This is a genomic window from Pseudomonas huaxiensis, from assembly GCF_003231275.1.
Lineage (GTDB): Bacteria > Pseudomonadota > Gammaproteobacteria > Pseudomonadales > Pseudomonadaceae > Aquipseudomonas > Aquipseudomonas huaxiensis.
This window is the reverse complement of record NZ_QKVL01000015.1, coordinates 117,286-132,915: the sequence shown is the minus strand read 5'-3', so window position 1 is coordinate 132,915 and position 15,630 is coordinate 117,286. Positions and strand designations below refer to the sequence as shown.

10 protein-coding genes are annotated in these 15,630 nt (G+C 64.2%); 6 read left to right on the top strand and 4 right to left on the bottom strand.

Features of this window, described 5'->3' with window-relative positions; translation table 11 throughout:
• The first annotated feature begins 103 nt into the window (after nt 1-103).
• From recC to recD, 3 genes are read left to right on the top strand one after another with little or no spacing between them, the layout of a single operon-like run.
• Entirely contained in the window at nt 104-3,586 is a 3,483-nt protein-coding gene (gene recC / locus DM374_RS17635; RefSeq protein ID WP_110971020.1) for an exodeoxyribonuclease V subunit gamma, read from the top strand.
• Entirely contained in the window at nt 3,583-7,272 is a 3,690-nt protein-coding gene (recB, locus tag DM374_RS17630) for an exodeoxyribonuclease V subunit beta (protein ID WP_110971019.1), read from the top strand. The genes recC and recB overlap by 4 nt, the downstream gene beginning before the upstream one ends.
• Nucleotides 7,269-9,350, top strand: a complete 2,082-nt coding sequence (recD, locus tag DM374_RS17625; RefSeq protein ID WP_110971018.1) for an exodeoxyribonuclease V subunit alpha — start codon at nt 7,269-7,271, stop codon at nt 9,348-9,350. Before recB ends, recD begins: the two co-directional genes overlap by 4 nt.
• 51 nt (nt 9,351-9,401) lie before the next feature.
• Here recD and DM374_RS17620 read toward each other — a convergent pair whose 3' ends face one another.
• Nucleotides 9,402-10,349, bottom strand: a complete 948-nt coding sequence (locus DM374_RS17620; protein WP_110971017.1) for a LysR family transcriptional regulator — start codon at nt 10,347-10,349, stop codon at nt 9,402-9,404.
• A gap of 134 nt (nt 10,350-10,483) precedes the next feature.
• Between DM374_RS17620 and DM374_RS17615 the strand changes: the two genes are divergently transcribed.
• Together DM374_RS17615 and mmsB are read left to right on the top strand one after the other, a co-directional pair.
• Entirely contained in the window at nt 10,484-12,010 is a 1,527-nt protein-coding gene (locus DM374_RS17615) for a CoA-acylating methylmalonate-semialdehyde dehydrogenase (RefSeq protein ID WP_110971016.1), read from the top strand.
• Between the two features lie 10 nt (nt 12,011-12,020).
• Nucleotides 12,021-12,908, top strand: a complete 888-nt coding sequence (gene mmsB / locus DM374_RS17610; protein ID WP_110971015.1) for a 3-hydroxyisobutyrate dehydrogenase — start codon at nt 12,021-12,023, stop codon at nt 12,906-12,908.
• A 57-nt stretch (nt 12,909-12,965) separates the two neighbouring features.
• On the opposite strand, the gene DM374_RS17605 is transcribed toward mmsB, so the two are convergent.
• The gene (locus tag DM374_RS17605; RefSeq protein WP_042124881.1) at nt 12,966-13,310 is read right to left on the bottom strand and encodes a cupin domain-containing protein; all 345 of its coding nucleotides are present in this window, start codon (nt 13,308-13,310) and stop codon (nt 12,966-12,968) included.
• Nucleotides 13,311-13,395: 85 nt separating this feature from the next.
• Nucleotides 13,396-14,283, bottom strand: coding sequence for a LysR family transcriptional regulator (locus DM374_RS17600; RefSeq protein WP_110971014.1), 888 nt, complete (start codon nt 14,281-14,283; stop codon nt 13,396-13,398).
• Nucleotides 14,284-14,400: 117 nt separating this feature from the next.
• On the opposite strand from DM374_RS17600, the gene DM374_RS17595 reads away from it, so the two are divergent.
• Nucleotides 14,401-15,165 carry a sulfite exporter TauE/SafE family protein gene (locus DM374_RS17595; RefSeq protein ID WP_110971013.1) on the top strand — a complete coding sequence of 255 codons (765 nt, stop codon included), beginning with the start codon at nt 14,401-14,403 and terminating at the stop codon, nt 15,163-15,165.
• Here DM374_RS17595 and DM374_RS17590 read toward each other — a convergent pair.
• A complete protein-coding gene (locus tag DM374_RS17590; RefSeq protein ID WP_095159938.1) occupies nt 15,155-15,469 on the bottom strand; it encodes a putative quinol monooxygenase in 315 nt (104 codons plus the stop codon). The genes DM374_RS17595 and DM374_RS17590 overlap by 11 nt on opposite strands.
• Nucleotides 15,470-15,630 lie beyond the last annotated feature (161 nt).

Genomic DNA, 15,630 nt, shown 5'->3' with positions numbered 1-15,630 from the left:
GCGTCCGAAAATAACGGTCTAACTTTCACGGATCCAGCCTTGTCGTTCGACGCAGGCGCCGTGCTATGTTCCTTTCCTTTCTCGACTGCCACAGGGATGCCTTATGTCGCATGCAAGCACGCTTCTTCCAGGTTTCATGGTTGTTCACGGCAACCGTTTGGATGAGCTGCGAAGCCTGGTTGTGAGCTGGATGCGGCGTTATCCCCTGGCTCCATTGGAGAACGAAATTGTCCTGGTGCAGAGCAACGGCATCGCCCAGTGGCTGAAGCTCGCTCTGGCTGAGGACCCCGAAGAAGACGATACGGGCGGCAGCGGAATCGCTGCTGCCATCGAGGTACAACTCCCTGGCAGTTTCATGTGGCAGCTCTACCGGAAGGTCCTCGGTCGCGAAGAGATTCCGGAAACGTCGCTCCTCGACAAAGCCCCGCTGACCTGGCGTCTGATGCGCCTGCTCCCCGAACTGATTCATCAACCGCACTTCGAACCGCTGCAGCGCTTCCTTCTCGATGACAGCGACTTGCGCAAGCGCTATCAATTGGCCGAGCGCCTGGCCGATCTGTTCGACCAATATCAGGTCTATCGCGCCGACTGGCTCAAGGAGTGGGCCGCCGGTCGCCATGTGCTGATCAACGCTCGCGGTGAGTCGCGCCCGCTGTCCCCGGCCAACTGCTGGCAGGCCGAGCTTTGGCGAGCATTGCTGCTGGATGTTGGCGAAGCTGGAATGGCGCAGAGCCGCGCAGGTGTGCATCAGCGCTTTATCGAGCGTATCAACGGATTGGAGCAGGCCCCGGCCGGGCTGCCATCCCGCGTCATCGTCTTCGGTATTTCTTCACTACCGGCCCAGGCCCTCGAAGCGTTGGCCGGCCTGGCTCGCTTCAGCCAGGTGTTGCTGTGTGTGCATAACCCTTGTCGCCACCATTGGGCCGATATCGTTGCCGACAAGGACCTGCTCCGCCACCAATACAAGCGTCAGCAGCGCAAGCAAGGCATGGCTGGCCCGATCGATGCGGAAAGCCTGCATCAGCATGCTCACCCGTTGCTCGCCGCCTGGGGCAAGCAGGGGCGCGACTATATAAACCTGCTCGACAGTTACGATGACCCGTCCAGTTACCGCACCGCTTTCAGCGATGGTCGCATCGACCTGTTCAGCGAAGATGAGCCCCAGCACCTGCTCGGCCAATTGCAGGACGACATTCTCGAACTGCGCCCCTTGAACGAAACCCGCGAGCTATGGCCCGACGTAGACCCGGCAAAAGATCGTTCCGTGCGCTTCCATATCGCCCACAGCGCCCAGCGCGAAGTGGAGATTCTTCACGATCAGTTGCTCGCCCGCTTCAGCGCCGACCCCGGCTTACGCCCACGCGATGTGATCGTTATGGTCCCGGATATCAACGCTTACGCTCCCCACATCCGTGCGGTATTTGGCCAGCTCGATCGCGGCGAAACCCGTTACATTCCGTTCACCCTCACCGACCAGGGCCAACGCGGTCGCGACCCGTTGCTGATCGCCTTGGAACATCTGCTCAAACTGCCCGACAGCCGCTTCCCGGTCAGCGAAATCCTCGATCTGCTTGACGTGCCGGCCTTGCGCGCCCGCTTCGCCATCAAGGAAAGCGACCTGCCGACTCTGCATCGCTGGATCGAAGGTGCCGGCGTGCGTTGGGGCCTCAATGCCGAGCAACGTGCCAGCCTCGGTTTGCCGGACGACCTGGAACAGAACAGTTGGCGTTTCGGCCTGCGTCGGATGTTGCTGGGCTATGCGGTGGGAGCGGGCGAGAGCTGCGACGGCATCGAGCCATACGACGAAATCGGCGGCCTCGACGCCGCGTTGATCGGCCCGCTAGTCGCCTTGCTCGACGCCCTGGAAGTGGCTCACGCCGAACTGTCCCGTCCCGCCCCCGCAGCACAATGGGGCGAGCGCCTGAACGCCCTGTTGCAGGTGTTTTTCCTGGCTGAGAGCGAGCACGACGACTACCTGCTGGTCCAGTTGCAGACCCTTTGCGACACCTGGCTCGGGACTTGTGAGTCCGTCGGTCTGCAAGACCTGCTGCCGCTCACCGTGGTCCGCGAAGCCTGGTTGGCCGGTTTGGACCAAGGCCGTCTTTCGCAGCGTTTCCTCGCAGGTTCGGTGAACTTCTGCACCCTGATGCCGATGCGCGCGATTCCGTTCAAGGTGGTGTGCCTGCTGGGCATGAACGACGGTGACTACCCTCGCGCCCAGCCGCCGCTGGATTTTGACCTGATGGGCAGTGACTACCGCCCTGGCGACCGTTCCCGTCGCGAGGACGATCGCTACCTGCTGCTCGAAGCGCTGCTGTCGGCCCGGGCACAGCTTTACGTCAGTTGGGTCGGCCGCAGCATTCGTGACAACAGCGATCGCCCGGCGTCGGTGTTGATTGGTCAACTGCGCGACCATATCGCCGCGGGTTGGCGACTCAAAGGCGCCGCCGGCGACAGCAAGCACAATGCTGGCGAGCAACTCCTGCACAAGCTCACCACCGAACACCCGTTGCAGCCCTTCAGTGCCCGTTACTACCACCGTGGCAGCGACCTGTTCAGTTACGCCCGTGAGTGGCGCAGCCTGCACCTGCCGGCTGATGCCGCAGCGCAGGAGCACGATCAACTTGAACGCTATGAACCCGACGAGCCGTTGGCTCTGGCATTGCTTCAGGACTTTGTTCGTCACCCGGTCCGGCACTTTTTCAGACATCGGCTGAAGGTGTTCTTCGAGGCGGTCGAAGCGCCACTGGCCGATGATGAACCCTTCGTGCTCGATGCCCTGCAACGCTACAGCCTGAGCGAAAGCCTGCTCAACGCTGCGCTGGCCGATCCTGCGCAAAGCGATGCGGCGCTGCTCGGTCAGGCGCATCGCTTGCAGGGAAGTGGCCTGTTGCCGCTGGCTGGTTTCGGCGAGTGCCTGCGCGAAGAACTGATTGAACCGTTACCGGACTTGTTGCAGCGCCACCGCCAGTTGCTGCAACAGTGGCCGACCCGCATCGACAGCGCCTTGCCGATCCGTTTCGAAACCGGCGCGCTCAAACTGGAAGGCTGGCTCGGTCGTGTCCAGCAACGTGCCGACCAGGCACTTCTGAGCATCACCACCTTGCCTAACGGCATCAGCAGCGGTCGCTCGCTGAAGTGGCATCGCTTGACGGCGACCTGGGTCATGCACCTTGCGGCCTGCGCGGTGGGCCATCCGCTGCACAGCGCGGTGGTCGCCACCGACATTACGCTGATGCTGGAGCCTCTTCCTCAAGAGGACGCAGCCGAGCTGCTGACCCACCTGCTGCTGTCGCGTCAGGCCGGCATGAATGCGCCGCTGCCAGTTGCGATCAAGACCGCATTCGCCTGGCTCGCCCAACATGAGAAAGACCCGGAAAGGGCCTTGGCCGACGCCGCCAAAACCTACGATGGCGATGGCCAGCGAGACGGCGAGCGCAGCGAAAACGCGGCGTTGCTGCGCCAGTTCAGTGAGTTCGCGGCGATGACCGCGAGCGAAGAATTCGAGGGCTGGTGCGAAGCCCTGTACAAGCCGATGTTCGAAGCCAAATGGCAAACACTGGCCAGCGACGAGGTGCGTCCATGAGCGTTGCAGTAACCCAGGCGCCACTGGCGTTGACCTTTCCCCTGCACGGCAGCCAGTTGATCGAAGCCAGTGCCGGCACCGGCAAGACATTCACCATTTCTGCCCTGTACCTGCGTCTGGTGCTCGGCCACGGTGGTGAGCAGGGCTTTGGCCGCGAACTGCTGCCGCCGCAGATTCTGGTGGTGACCTTCACCGACGCCGCGACCAAGGAACTGCGTGAGCGAATCCGCACCCGTCTGGCCGAGGCGGCGCGGTTCTTCCGCGGTGACCTGGCCGAAGCGGATCCGCTGCTCGCCCAACTGCGCGAGCAATACGACCCTGCCCATTGGCCGACCTGCGCCAATCGTCTGGAAGTCGCCGCCCAGTGGATGGACGAGGCGGCCGTCTCGACCATCCACAGTTGGTGTCAGCGGATGCTGCGCGAGCACGCTTTCGACAGCGGCAGTCTGTTCACCCAGACACTGGAAACCGACCACAGCGAATTGCTCGGCCAGGTGATGCGCGACTACTGGCGGCGCTTCTGCTACGGCATGGAAGGCGAGGCGCTGGCCTGGGTGCGTAACAACTGGGGCAGCCCGGACGACCTGCTGCCACGGGTACGCGCACTGTTTGGCCGGCATGCCGGTGAGGTGCGCACGCAAGAGCCGCAAGAGGTCATCGCCGACGTTCTGCGCCAACGGGCCGAGCAGTTACGCGAACTGAAAGCGCCTTGGGCGCAGTGGTCGGATGAACTGCTGCAACTCTGTCGCGAGGGCGTGAAGGCGAAGCAGGTCAATGGCAGCATGATCCAGGAGCGTTACTTCAAACCCTGGTGCGAGAAGCTGCGCAACTGGGCTGAAGACGAGCAGGCGCAAGAGCTGGATATTGGCACCGGTTTCACCCGCCTGACCCCGGAAGGCGTAGCCGTCGCCTGGAAAGTCGATCCGCCGAGCCACCCGGCGCTGGAGGCCATGGTCGCCCTGCGTGAGCAACTGCAAAGCTTGCCGACGCCGGACGCGCAACTGCTCGAACACGCTGCCGCCTGGGTTTCGCAGCGCTTCGAACAAGAGAAGCGCCGCCGCGCGGAAATGGGCTTCGACGACATGCTGCAACGCCTCGACAGCGCCCTGAGCGGGCCGTCCGGCGAGCGACTGGCCGGGTTGATCCGCGAGCAGTTCCCGGTCGCGCTGATCGACGAATTCCAGGACACCGACCCGGTGCAGTACCGCATCTTCGAGTGCATCTACCGCATCGAAGAAAACGTGCGTGATACCGGCTTGTTCTTGATCGGCGACCCCAAGCAGGCGATCTATGCCTTCCGCGGCGCCGACATTTTCACCTACCTCGGCGCTCGTCGCGCCACCACTGGGCGCCTGCACAGCCTCGACACCAACTTCCGCTCTACCCAGCCGATGGTCACTGCGGTCAATCATGTATTCGAGCAGGCCGAACAGCGTGCCGCCGGCCGTGGTGCTTTCCTGTTTCGCGATAAGGACGGCGACAATCCGGTGCCCTTCGTCTCGGTGCATGCGCGGGGGCACAAAGAGCAGTTGCAGGTCGATGGCGAGGCGGTGCCGGCGCTGAACTTGTGGCACCTGGCGAGCGATGAGCCGGTGTCGAACACCGTCTACCGGCAGAAGATGGCCGCGAGTTGCGCGAGCCTTATCGTCAGCTTGCTCAACGGTGGGCAGCAGGGTAGCAGCGGATTCGTCCAGGGCGAGCAGTTGCGCGGATGCCAGCCATCGGATATCGCCATCCTCGTGCGTGATGGCCGCGAGGCACAGCTTGTTCGCGCCGAACTGGCGGCTCGCGGCGTGCGCAGTGTGTACCTCTCGGACAAGGATTCGGTCTTCGCCGCCCAGGAAGCCCGCGACCTGCTGGCCTGGCTCAAGGCCTGCGCCGAACCGGATAACGAGCGCCTGCTCAAGGCGGCGCTGGCCAGCGGCACCCTCGCTCAGCCACTGCGCGAACTGGCGCGACTGAACGAAGACGAAATGCGCTGGGAAGACCGGGTCATGCAGTTCCGTCAGTACCGCCTGATCTGGCGAGTCCAGGGCGTGCTGCCAATGCTGCGACGCCTGCTGCACGACTTCGAGCTACCCCAGGTACTGATCGGCCGTACCGACGGCGAACGCGTGCTGACCAACCTGCTGCACCTCGCCGAATTGCTTCAACAGGCCGCTACTGAACTGGATTGTGAGCAGGCGCTGATCCGTCATCTGGGCGAGCATCTCGCCGCATCCGGCCAAGCGGGAGAGGAACAGATCCTGCGCCTGGAAAGCGACGAGCAACTGGTCAAGGTAGTGACCATCCACAAATCCAAGGGCCTGGAATACGAACTGGTGTTCCTGCCCTTCATCTGCACCGCCAAACCGGTGGACGGCAAGCGCCTGCCGCTGGGTTGGCACGATGAAAACGGTGCCGCGCACCTGACCCTGAGCCCCACCGACGAGCAGATCGCCAAGGCCGATGACGAGCGGCTCGCCGAAGACCTTCGCCTGTTCTATGTCGCCCTGACCCGGGCACGGCACGCCTGCTGGCTGGGTGTGGCCGACCTCAAGCGCGGCACCGGCAAGGACTCGCTGCTGCACCGCAGCGCCCTCGGGTACCTGTTGGGCGGTGGCCAGCGGCTGGCGGAGTCCGCGGCGCTGACGAGTTGGCTCGATGCCCTGCAGAAAGACTGCGACGCCATCCACAGCCAGGCGCTGCCGGAGGCCGACGAACAGCTCTACGTCGCGCCCCGGCAGACCGCCGAATTGCTCGCCGCGCGCGAGCCCAAGCGCCGCGCTGCCGAGAACTGGTGGATCGCCTCCTACAGTGCCCTGCGCATCGGCGAGGATGCTTTGGAACTGGACGCCGATGTGCCCCAGGCCCAGCAATTGCTCGATGACGAACGTCCTGATCCGAATGCCCTGCGCGAAGTCGCGGCGATCGCCGGGGATATCCATCGCTTCCCGCGCGGCCCCAATCCCGGCACCTTCCTCCACGGCCTGCTGGAGTGGGCTGGGCAGCAAGGTTTCGCACAGGTGGCCGCCGCGCCGCAAGAACTGCGCGAGATGGTTGGCCAGCGCTGCAACCGCCGCGACTGGAAAGGCTGGATCAACACCCTGAGCGACTGGTTGCAGCACCTGTTGCAGTCGCCTCTGCGGTTGGGTGACGACAGCGCACCAGTGGCACTCGGTGGGCTGAGTCAGTACCAGATCGAGATGGAATTCTGGTTCGCCAGCCATCGCGTCGATGTGCTGCGTCTGGACCGGCTGGTGGCCCAGCATACCCACCAGGGCGCCTCGCGCCCGGCCGCTCAGGCGGCGCTGCTCAACGGCATGTTCAAGGGCTTCATCGACCTGGTGTTCGAGCACGACGGTCGCTATTACGTGGCCGACTACAAGTCCAACTGGCTTGGCCCCGATGACCTGGCCTACAGCGAAGCGGCCATGGAGTCGGCGATTCTCGAACACCGCTACGACCTGCAATACGTGCTCTACCTGCTGGCCCTGCACCGGCAACTGCGCGCGCGCCTGCCTGACTACGACTACGACCAGCACGTCGGCGGCGCTGTGTATATCTTCCTGCGCGGTGTGCATTCATCGACTCAGGGCGTGTATTTCGCCAAGCCGCCGCGGGCGCTGATCGAGCAACTCGATGCGCTGTTCCGCGGTGTTCCGCAGGTGACGCAGCAGGACCTGTTCTCGGGAGAAGTCCAATGATCCGCACGTTCAACGATTTGCTGCCGACGCCGCTGGACGCCGAGCACCTGGCATCCCTCGCGCCCTTGAGCGACAGCGCCGACCTGTTGGCGTTGCTTGATCGCTGGGTCGAGCGAGGCTGGCTGCGGGCGCTGGACCGCGCCTTCGTCGGTTTCCTGCGTGAGCGGGAGCCGGGCGGCGATCCGCTGGTGCTGTTGGCCGCGGCCCTGGCCAGCCATCAATTGGGGCACGGGCATGTCTGCCTGGACCTGGAAAAGACCCTCGCCGAACCGGACTTCGCCCTGTCGCTGCCGCCGGAAGGCGATGCCTTGGCCGGGCCTCTGTTACTACCTTCTCAGTTGCTTGAACGACTCACCGGCGACACCTGGCTGGAGCGCCTGGAGCGCAGCGCGCTGGTGGCGGCGGGCGACCAGCCGCAGCACGCGTCGCGACCGCTGGTATTGAGCGGCGGCCGACTCTACCTGCGCCGTTACTGGACCTACGAACGGCAGATCGACCACGCTTTGCGCCAGCGGCTACAGCAAACCGAAGCAACGCCCGCCGACCTGCGCGCGCGCCTCGACAACCTGTTCAAGGACGGCGCCGAAGCCGGGCAGATCGACTGGCAGAAACTCGCCTGTGCCCTGGCCACGCGTGCGGCGTTCAGCATCATCACCGGCGGCCCCGGCACTGGCAAAACCACCACCGTGGTGCGACTGCTGGCGTTGTTGCAGGCGCCGGCGGTGGAGGCAGGGCGTCCGCTGCGTATTCGTCTGGCGGCGCCCACCGGCAAGGCCGCGGCGCGTCTGACCGAGTCCATCGGTCAGCAGGTCGAGCGGTTGTCGGTGAGCGCAGAAGTGCGGGCGCAGATTCCCTGCGACGTCTCCACCGTGCACCGTCTGCTGGGCAGTCGGCCCAACTCGCGGCACTTCCGTCATCACGCTGGCAACCCGCTGCCGCTGGACGTGCTGGTGGTGGATGAAGCGTCGATGATCGACCTGGAAATGATGGCCAACCTGCTGGCGGCAATGCCGGAAAATGCCCGGCTGATTCTGCTGGGCGACAAGGACCAACTGGCCTCCGTGGAGGCCGGTGCGGTGCTCGGCGACCTGTGTCGCGATGCCGAGGAGGGCCGTTACAGTGACGAGACTCAAGGCTGGCTGGAGCAGGTCAGCGGTGAATCGCTGAGCGCCAGCGGCTTGCAGGCGGGCGATGCCGGGCGGCATCCGTTGGCGCAGCAAGTGGTGATGTTGCGGCGCTCGCGGCGCTTTGGCGAAGGCAGCGGTATCGGCCAGTTGGCGCGCTTGGTCAATCGCCAGTTGGCGAGCGATGCGCGTGCGTTGCTGCGCGAAGGGCAATACGCCGACGTGTTCGGCCTGACCCTGCGCGGCGAACAGGACCGCGCCCTCGACAAGCTGGTGCTCGACGGCCTGGAGCGCGGGCCGAAAGGGCCGCTGGGCTACCGCGACTATTTGCACGCCATCCGCCAGGGCCGCCCGGCAGCGGACCTGCCGGCTGATGATCCGCGCTGGAGTGAGTGGGCGCTTGAGGTACTGAAAGCCTTCGAACGTTTCCAGTTGCTCTGCGCCGTGCGCAAGGGGCCTTGGGGTGTGGAAGGGCTCAATCAGCGCGTCAGCCGGGTGCTGACCGCTGCCGGCCTGATCGACGGCGACCAGCCCTGGTACGAAGGTCGTCCCGTGCTGGTGACCCGCAACGACTATGGCCTGAACCTGATGAACGGCGATATCGGCATCGCCCTGCGGGTTCCGGACGGCCAATCCGAGATCGCGCCGCTGCGGGTGGCCTTCCCGCGCAACGATGGCCGAGGGGGTGTGCGCTTCGTGTTGCCAAGCCGCCTCAGCGAGGTGGAAACCGTCTACGCGATGACCGTACACAAATCCCAGGGCTCGGAGTTCGCCCACACCGCGCTGGTGCTGCCGGATGCGCTGAACCCGGTGCTGACCAAGGAACTGATCTACACCGGGATTACCCGGGCCCGGGACTGGTTCAGCCTGATCGAACCGCGACAGGGTGTGCTGGAAGAGGCGGTGGGCAGAAAGGTGAAGCGGATTTCGGGGTTGATGCTGGAAACGGTGTAGGCCGCTTCGCGACGGCTCGGCGCCTCGTTCATCAGCGACGAGGCCCGGCCGTCACTCCGGAAACACCATCTCCCGCGATTCCCCCATCAATAGCGGCCTGTTCTTCTCCGTCACATCCCTGATGTAATCCCACAACAACGTAATCCGCTTCAACTTGCGCAAATCCTCCCGGCAGTACATCCAGAACTGCCGGGTGATGCTCACTTCGTCCGGCAGCACCGGCACTAGGCGCGGGTCCTGGGCGGCGAGGAAGCAGGGCAGGATGGCCAGGCCGCGGCCCTGCTGGGCAGCGACGTACTGGGCGATGACGCTGGTGCTGCGCAGGTGCGCGGTGGCGTTGGGCAGCAGGTTGTTTAGGTAAAGCAACTCGGAACTGAACGCCAGGTCGTCGACATAGCTGATGAACGGGTGCTCGCCCAGGTCGCTGCTGCGCCGAATTGGCGGATGGCGGTCGAGGTAGTCCTGGGTCGCGTACAGGCGCAGGCGGTAGTCGCACAGTTTGCAGCACACGTACGGGCCGTGTTCCGGGCGCTCCAGGGCGATAACGATGTCGGCCTCGCGCTTGGACAGGCTGATGAAGTGCGGCAGCGGCAGGATGTCCACCGAGATGGCTGGCCAGGTGTCGACGAAGTGGCTCAGTTGCGGGGTGATGAAGAAGCTGCCGAAACCTTCGGTGCAGCCCATGCGCACATGCCCGGAAAGAGCCACGCCCGAGCCGGAAACCTGTTCGCAGGCCATGTGCAGCGTGCTTTCGATCGACTCGGCGTAGCTCAGCAGGCGTTGTCCCTCGGTGGTCAGGACGAAGCCGTTGGTCCGGGACTTTTCGAACAGCAAGGTGCCCAGCGCCTGCTCCAGCGAGCTGATGCGCCGCGACACGGTGGTGTAATCCACATTCAGGCGCTTGGCCGCGCTGCTGGCCTTGCGGGTCCGCGCCACTTCAAGAAAGAACTTCAGGTCATCCCAGTTCAGAGAACCCAGGGAGGTGATGTTTTTTTGCATGTTGGACCGGCTTTTATGTGCGTTTTTGTTGGAAGTTTGCACATCTATACTCGAAAACAGCCCAGGCCCCAAGCCCCGTCGCGGCTGCCGCGCCGGCAATTCTCTCGCTAAAAACAATTTCCAGGAGAAGCCCCATGAACGCATCCCTTACCCCCGGCCAGACCAAGGTCGACCAGGTCCGCCTGCTGATCGACGGCCAATGGGTCGAGTCGAAAACCAGCGAGTGGCGTGACGTGGTCAACCCGGCGACCCAGGAAGTCCTGGCCCGCGTCCCTTTCGCCACCACCGAAGAGCTGGATGCCGCCGTGGCCGCCGCGCAACGCGCCTTCAAGACCTGGAAAGACACGCCGATCGGCGCGCGGATGCGCATCATGCTGCGTCTGCAGGCGCTGATCCGTGAGCACTCCAAACGTATCGCCGTGACCCTCAGCGCCGAACAGGGCAAGACCATCGCCGATGCCGAGGGCGATATCTTCCGCGGCCTGGAGGTGGTGGAGCATGCGTGCAGCATCGGCACCCTGCAGATGGGCGAGTTCGCCGAGAACGTCGCCGGCGGCGTCGACACCTACACCCTGCGCCAGCCGATCGGCGTCTGCGCCGGCATCACCCCGTTCAACTTCCCGGCGATGATCCCGCTGTGGATGTTCCCGATGGCCATCGTCTGCGGTAACACCTTCGTTCTCAAGCCGTCCGAGCAGGACCCGCTGTCGACCATGCTGCTGGTGGAACTGGCGATCGAGGCCGGTGTGCCGGCCGGTGTGCTCAACGTCGTGCACGGCGGCAAGCAGGTGGTGGACGGCCTGTGCACTCACACCGATATCAAGGCGGTGTCTTTCGTTGGTTCCACGGAAGTCGGTACCCACGTGTATGACCTGGCTGGCAAGCACGGCAAGCGTGTGCAATCGATGATGGGCGCGAAAAACCATGCGGTGATCCTGCCCGATGCCAACCGCACCCAGACCCTCAACGCCCTGGCGGGTGCCGCGTTCGGTGCGGCAGGCCAGCGTTGCATGGCGACCTCGGTGGCGGTGTTCGTGGGCAAGTCCCGCGAGTGGCTGCCGGAGCTGAAAGAGCTGGCCTCGAAACTCAAGGTCAATGCCGGCAGCGAGCCGGGCACCGACGTGGGCCCGGTGATTTCCAAGCGCGCCAAGGAGCGTGTGCTGGGCCTGATCGAAAGCGGTATTCGTGAAGGCGCCACGCTGGAGCTGGACGGCCGTGACGTGAAGGTGCCGGGCTACGAGAACGGCAACTTCGTTGGACCGACCCTGTTCTCCGGGGTGACCACCGGTATGCAGATCTACACCCAGGAAATCTTCGGCCCGGTGCTGGTGACGCTGGAAGTCGACACCCTCGACGAAGCCATCGCCCTGGTCAACCGCAACCCCTTCGGCAACGGCACCGGCCTGTTCACCCAGAGCGGTGCGGCGGCGCGCAAGTTCCAGTCTGAAATCGATGTCGGCCAGGTCGGTATCAACATCCCGATTCCGGTGCCGGTCCCGTACTTCAGCTTCACCGGCTCGCGCGGTTCCAAGCTGGGCGACCTCGGCCCCTACGGCAAGCAGGTGGTGCAGTTCTACACTCAGACCAAGACCGTCACCGCTCGCTGGTTCGATGACGACAGCGTCAACGATGGCGTGAACACCACCATCAGCCTGCGCTAAGGAGTTGATCATGCGTATTGCATTCGTGGGTCTTGGCAACATGGGCGCGCCGATGGCGCGCAACCTGATCAAGGCCGGCCACAGCCTCAATCTGTTCGACCTCAACACCACCATCCTGGCCGAGCTCGCCGAGCTGGGCGGGCATATCAGCGACTCGCCGCGTGATGCGGCGAGCAATGCGGAGCTTGTGATCACCATGCTCCCGGCCGCGGCGCATGTGCGCGGCGTGTACCTCGGCGAGAACGGTGTGCTGGCCGGCGTGCGCGCCGGTACGCCGGTGGTGGATTGCAGCACCATCGACCCGCAGACCATCCGCGACGTTTCCGCCGCTGCGGCGAAGCAGGGCGTGGACATGGGCGATGCGCCGGTGTCCGGCGGTACCGGCGGCGCGGCGGCGGGCACCCTGACCTTCATGGTCGGCGGCAGTGATGAGCTGTTCGCCACCTTGCAGCCGGTGCTGGCGCAGATGGGCCGCAACATCGTGCATTGCGGTGGCGTGGGCACCGGGCAGATCGCCAAGATCTGCAACAACCTGCTGCTGGGGATCTCCATGGTCGGCGTGTCCGAGGCCATGGCCCTGGGTAACGCGCTGGGCATCGACACCAAGGTGCTGGCGGGGATCATCAACAGTTCCACCGGGCGCTGCTGGAGTTCTGATACCTACAACCCATGGCCGGGCATCATCGAGACGGCGCCGGCTGCTCGTGGGTATACCGGTGGCTTTGGTGCGGAGTTGATGCTGAAGGACCTGGGCCTGGCGACCGAAGCGGCGAAGCAGGCGCACCAGCCGGTGATCCTCGGCGCGGTGGCGCAGCAGTTGTATCAGGCCATGAGCCTGCGCGGAGATGGCGGGAAAGACTTTTCGGCGATTGTGGAGAGTTATCGCAAGCCGGAGTGATGCTGAAACAATCGCTGCGGTTCGGGGCGCCGAACCGCAGCGATTGGGTTTTGAACATCAGGCAAACACGAAATACTTGCGCACCGTCTCAACCACTTCCCAGGTGCCCTTCATCCCTGGCTCGACGATGAAGATATCCCCCGCCCGCAGATGAATCGGCTCCTGACCATCTGGCGTGATCACGCAGTAGCCTTCCTGGAAATGGCAGTACTCCCACTTCTCGTAGTTCACCCGCCATTTGCCCGGGGTGCAGATCCAGGTGCCCATGATCTTGCTGCCGTCTTCGCTGGTGTAGGCATTTAGGTTGACGGTGTGCGGGTCGCCCGCCAGTTTTTCCCATTTGCAGGCGTCGAGGACCGGCAGCGGATGGGTATCGCGAAGGACGACGATTGGCTTGGACATAACAGGCTCCGGCAGACAGAAGAAAGAGCCCGCAGCCTAGCGAGCCCGTCCATCCGGCAATTGCCTGTACTCGACGTCGAGTTGTCTAAACGCGCGGCGCCAGTGCATCGAGCAATGCCGTGGCCTGACCCGGCAACGCGGCGAAATCCCGCGCGCAGAGCAGCAGCCGGCGCTCGGCCCAGCCTTCGCGCAACGCCACGCTGCGCAGCGGCAACACACCTTGCCAGCGCTGCACCGCAGCGAGCGGCACGATGCCCAGCCCCGCACCATGGGCGACCATGCGAATCACCCCATCGAAACCTTCCGCCCGCACCCGCACCTGCATCCGCCGGCCCAGGTGCAGCGCCTGTTCTTCCAGATGCAACGCCAGTGCACTGGCGGCGCCGAGGCCGACGTAACCGTGCTCCAGCGAGCGAGCGAAGTCGAGGTTATCCACAGCCGCGAGCGGATGGTTCGGGGCCATGATCAATACCAGCGGATCGTCGCGGAACGGGCGGGTCTGCAGGTCTGCGGTGACCACCGCGTCGGAGACGATGCCAAGGTCGGCGATGCCTTGGCCGAGGGCCTGGACGATACGCAGGCTCGGCAGTTCCTGAATATCCACATCGATGTGCGGGCGCTGGCGCAGGAAGTCGGCGAGTAGTTCCGGCAGGTACTCGGTCAGCGCCGCCGTATTGCACAGCAGGCGCACCTGGCCCAGCAGGCCGCTGGCGTATTGCGCCAGGTCGAACTGCAGGCGCTCCACTTGCTGGCCAATCTGCCGCGCATGATTGACCAGCGCCTGCCCGGCCGGGGTCGGTTGTACGCCACGGCGATTGCGCTCCAGCAGGGCGATGCCGAGCGAGCTTTCCATCGCCCGGATCCGCGCACTGGCCGCCGGCAGCGACAGGTGACTGCGCTGAGCCCCGGCGGTGATGTTGCCGCACTCGACGGTGTGGAGGAAAAGGCGGAGGTCGATGAGGTCGAAATGCATGGGCGGGGCCAACGTGAAGGTCGGCGAAGTATAGACCGCTCAGCCTATTGTCTAGCGATAGGCTGTCTCAACTAATCGCGACTATTCAACGAGTTTCGCCCAACGCAACATGGCTTCATGAACACACTTATCGGCTTCTACCAAGACATCGGACCAGCCCTTTCAATGCTGGTGATAGCGACCTTCCTCCTGGCCGGCGCGGTCAAGGGCGTGATCGGGCTCGGCCTGCCGACCATCGCCATGGGCCTGCTGGGTCTGGCTATGGCGCCGGCGCAGGCTGCGGCGTTGCTGATCGTGCCGTCGACCGTGACCAACGTCTGGCAACTGGCGAGCGGCGGGCATTTGCGTGCGTTGCTGCGACGGCTGTGGCCGATGCTGCTGATGGTGTTTCTCGGCACGTTGCTGGGCAGCGCCTGGCTGGGCATCAGCAGCGGGGCGTGGGCGGCGCATGCGTTGGGCGGGGCGTTGTTGCTCTATGCGCTGGTCGGGCTGTGGTTGCCGCCGTTCAGCCTGAAGCCGGGTCAGGAACGCTGGCTGGGGCCGCTGTGTGGCGCCGTGACCGGGTTGATCACCGCCGCGACCGGGGTGTTCGTGATTCCGGCGGTGCCTTATCTGCAAGCGCTGGACCTGGACCGCGATGAGCGGGTCCAGGCCCTCGGCCTGTCGTTCACGGTGTCCACGCTGGCGCTGGCCATCGGTCTGGCCGGGCAGGATGCGCTGGGCGGCGAGGCGCTGGGGGCCTCGTTGTTGGTGCTGGCGCCGGCATTGCTGGGCATGCTGTTCGGCCAATGGTTACGGCAACGCATCAGCGCGGCGCTGTTCAAGCGCTGTTTCTTCATTGGCCTGGGGCTGCTCGGCGCGCACCTGATGCTCAACGGTTAGCCGAAGACTCGCTGAGCATCTCGATCAACTGGATGTCGAAATCCCGCTCCAGATAGTCCATGCGCTGCTCGGAGAACTGCTGCATGTGCGGCAGGGCCGAATGTACGTCCAGCGCCGCCTTGCTGGCCCAGATTTCGTAGAACACGAACAGGCTCGGGTCTTCCTTGTCGCGCAGCATGTGGTACTCGATACAGCCAGGTTCGGCACGGCTTGGCTCGACGTAGCCCCGGAACAGCGCCTCGAAAGCCTCGGCTTTTTCCGGGCGGGTCTTGGCTTTGAGGATAAAGCCGTAGGGTTCGCTCATGGGATGACCTCCGTTGAATGTGATGCTGATTTTATTTCATTAATAAGTGGTCAATTCGTGCTTTTAAGGCAAAAGTATTTTGCCCGCAGGTGGGTTTTTCCGTAGACCCGGCCTCACTAATCTGCCGCCATCCAGTTATCCCGGTCCCCAGGCCAGACGCC

Coding starts and splice junctions, on each gene's coding strand:
- recC (WP_110971020.1), top strand. CDS start 104: ATGTCGCATGCAAGCACGCTTCTTCCAGGTTTCATGGTTGTTCACGGC.
- recB (WP_110971019.1), top strand. CDS start 3,583: ATGAGCGTTGCAGTAACCCAGGCGCCACTGGCGTTGACCTTTCCCCTG.
- recD (WP_110971018.1), top strand. CDS start 7,269: ATGATCCGCACGTTCAACGATTTGCTGCCGACGCCGCTGGACGCCGAG.
- DM374_RS17620 (WP_110971017.1), bottom strand. CDS start 10,349: ATGCAAAAAAACATCACCTCCCTGGGTTCTCTGAACTGGGATGACCTG.
- DM374_RS17615 (WP_110971016.1), top strand. CDS start 10,484: ATGAACGCATCCCTTACCCCCGGCCAGACCAAGGTCGACCAGGTCCGC.
- mmsB (WP_110971015.1), top strand. CDS start 12,021: ATGCGTATTGCATTCGTGGGTCTTGGCAACATGGGCGCGCCGATGGCG.
- DM374_RS17605 (WP_042124881.1), bottom strand. CDS start 13,310: ATGTCCAAGCCAATCGTCGTCCTTCGCGATACCCATCCGCTGCCGGTC.
- DM374_RS17600 (WP_110971014.1), bottom strand. CDS start 14,283: ATGCATTTCGACCTCATCGACCTCCGCCTTTTCCTCCACACCGTCGAG.
- DM374_RS17595 (WP_110971013.1), top strand. CDS start 14,401: ATGAACACACTTATCGGCTTCTACCAAGACATCGGACCAGCCCTTTCA.
- DM374_RS17590 (WP_095159938.1), bottom strand. CDS start 15,469: ATGAGCGAACCCTACGGCTTTATCCTCAAAGCCAAGACCCGCCCGGAA.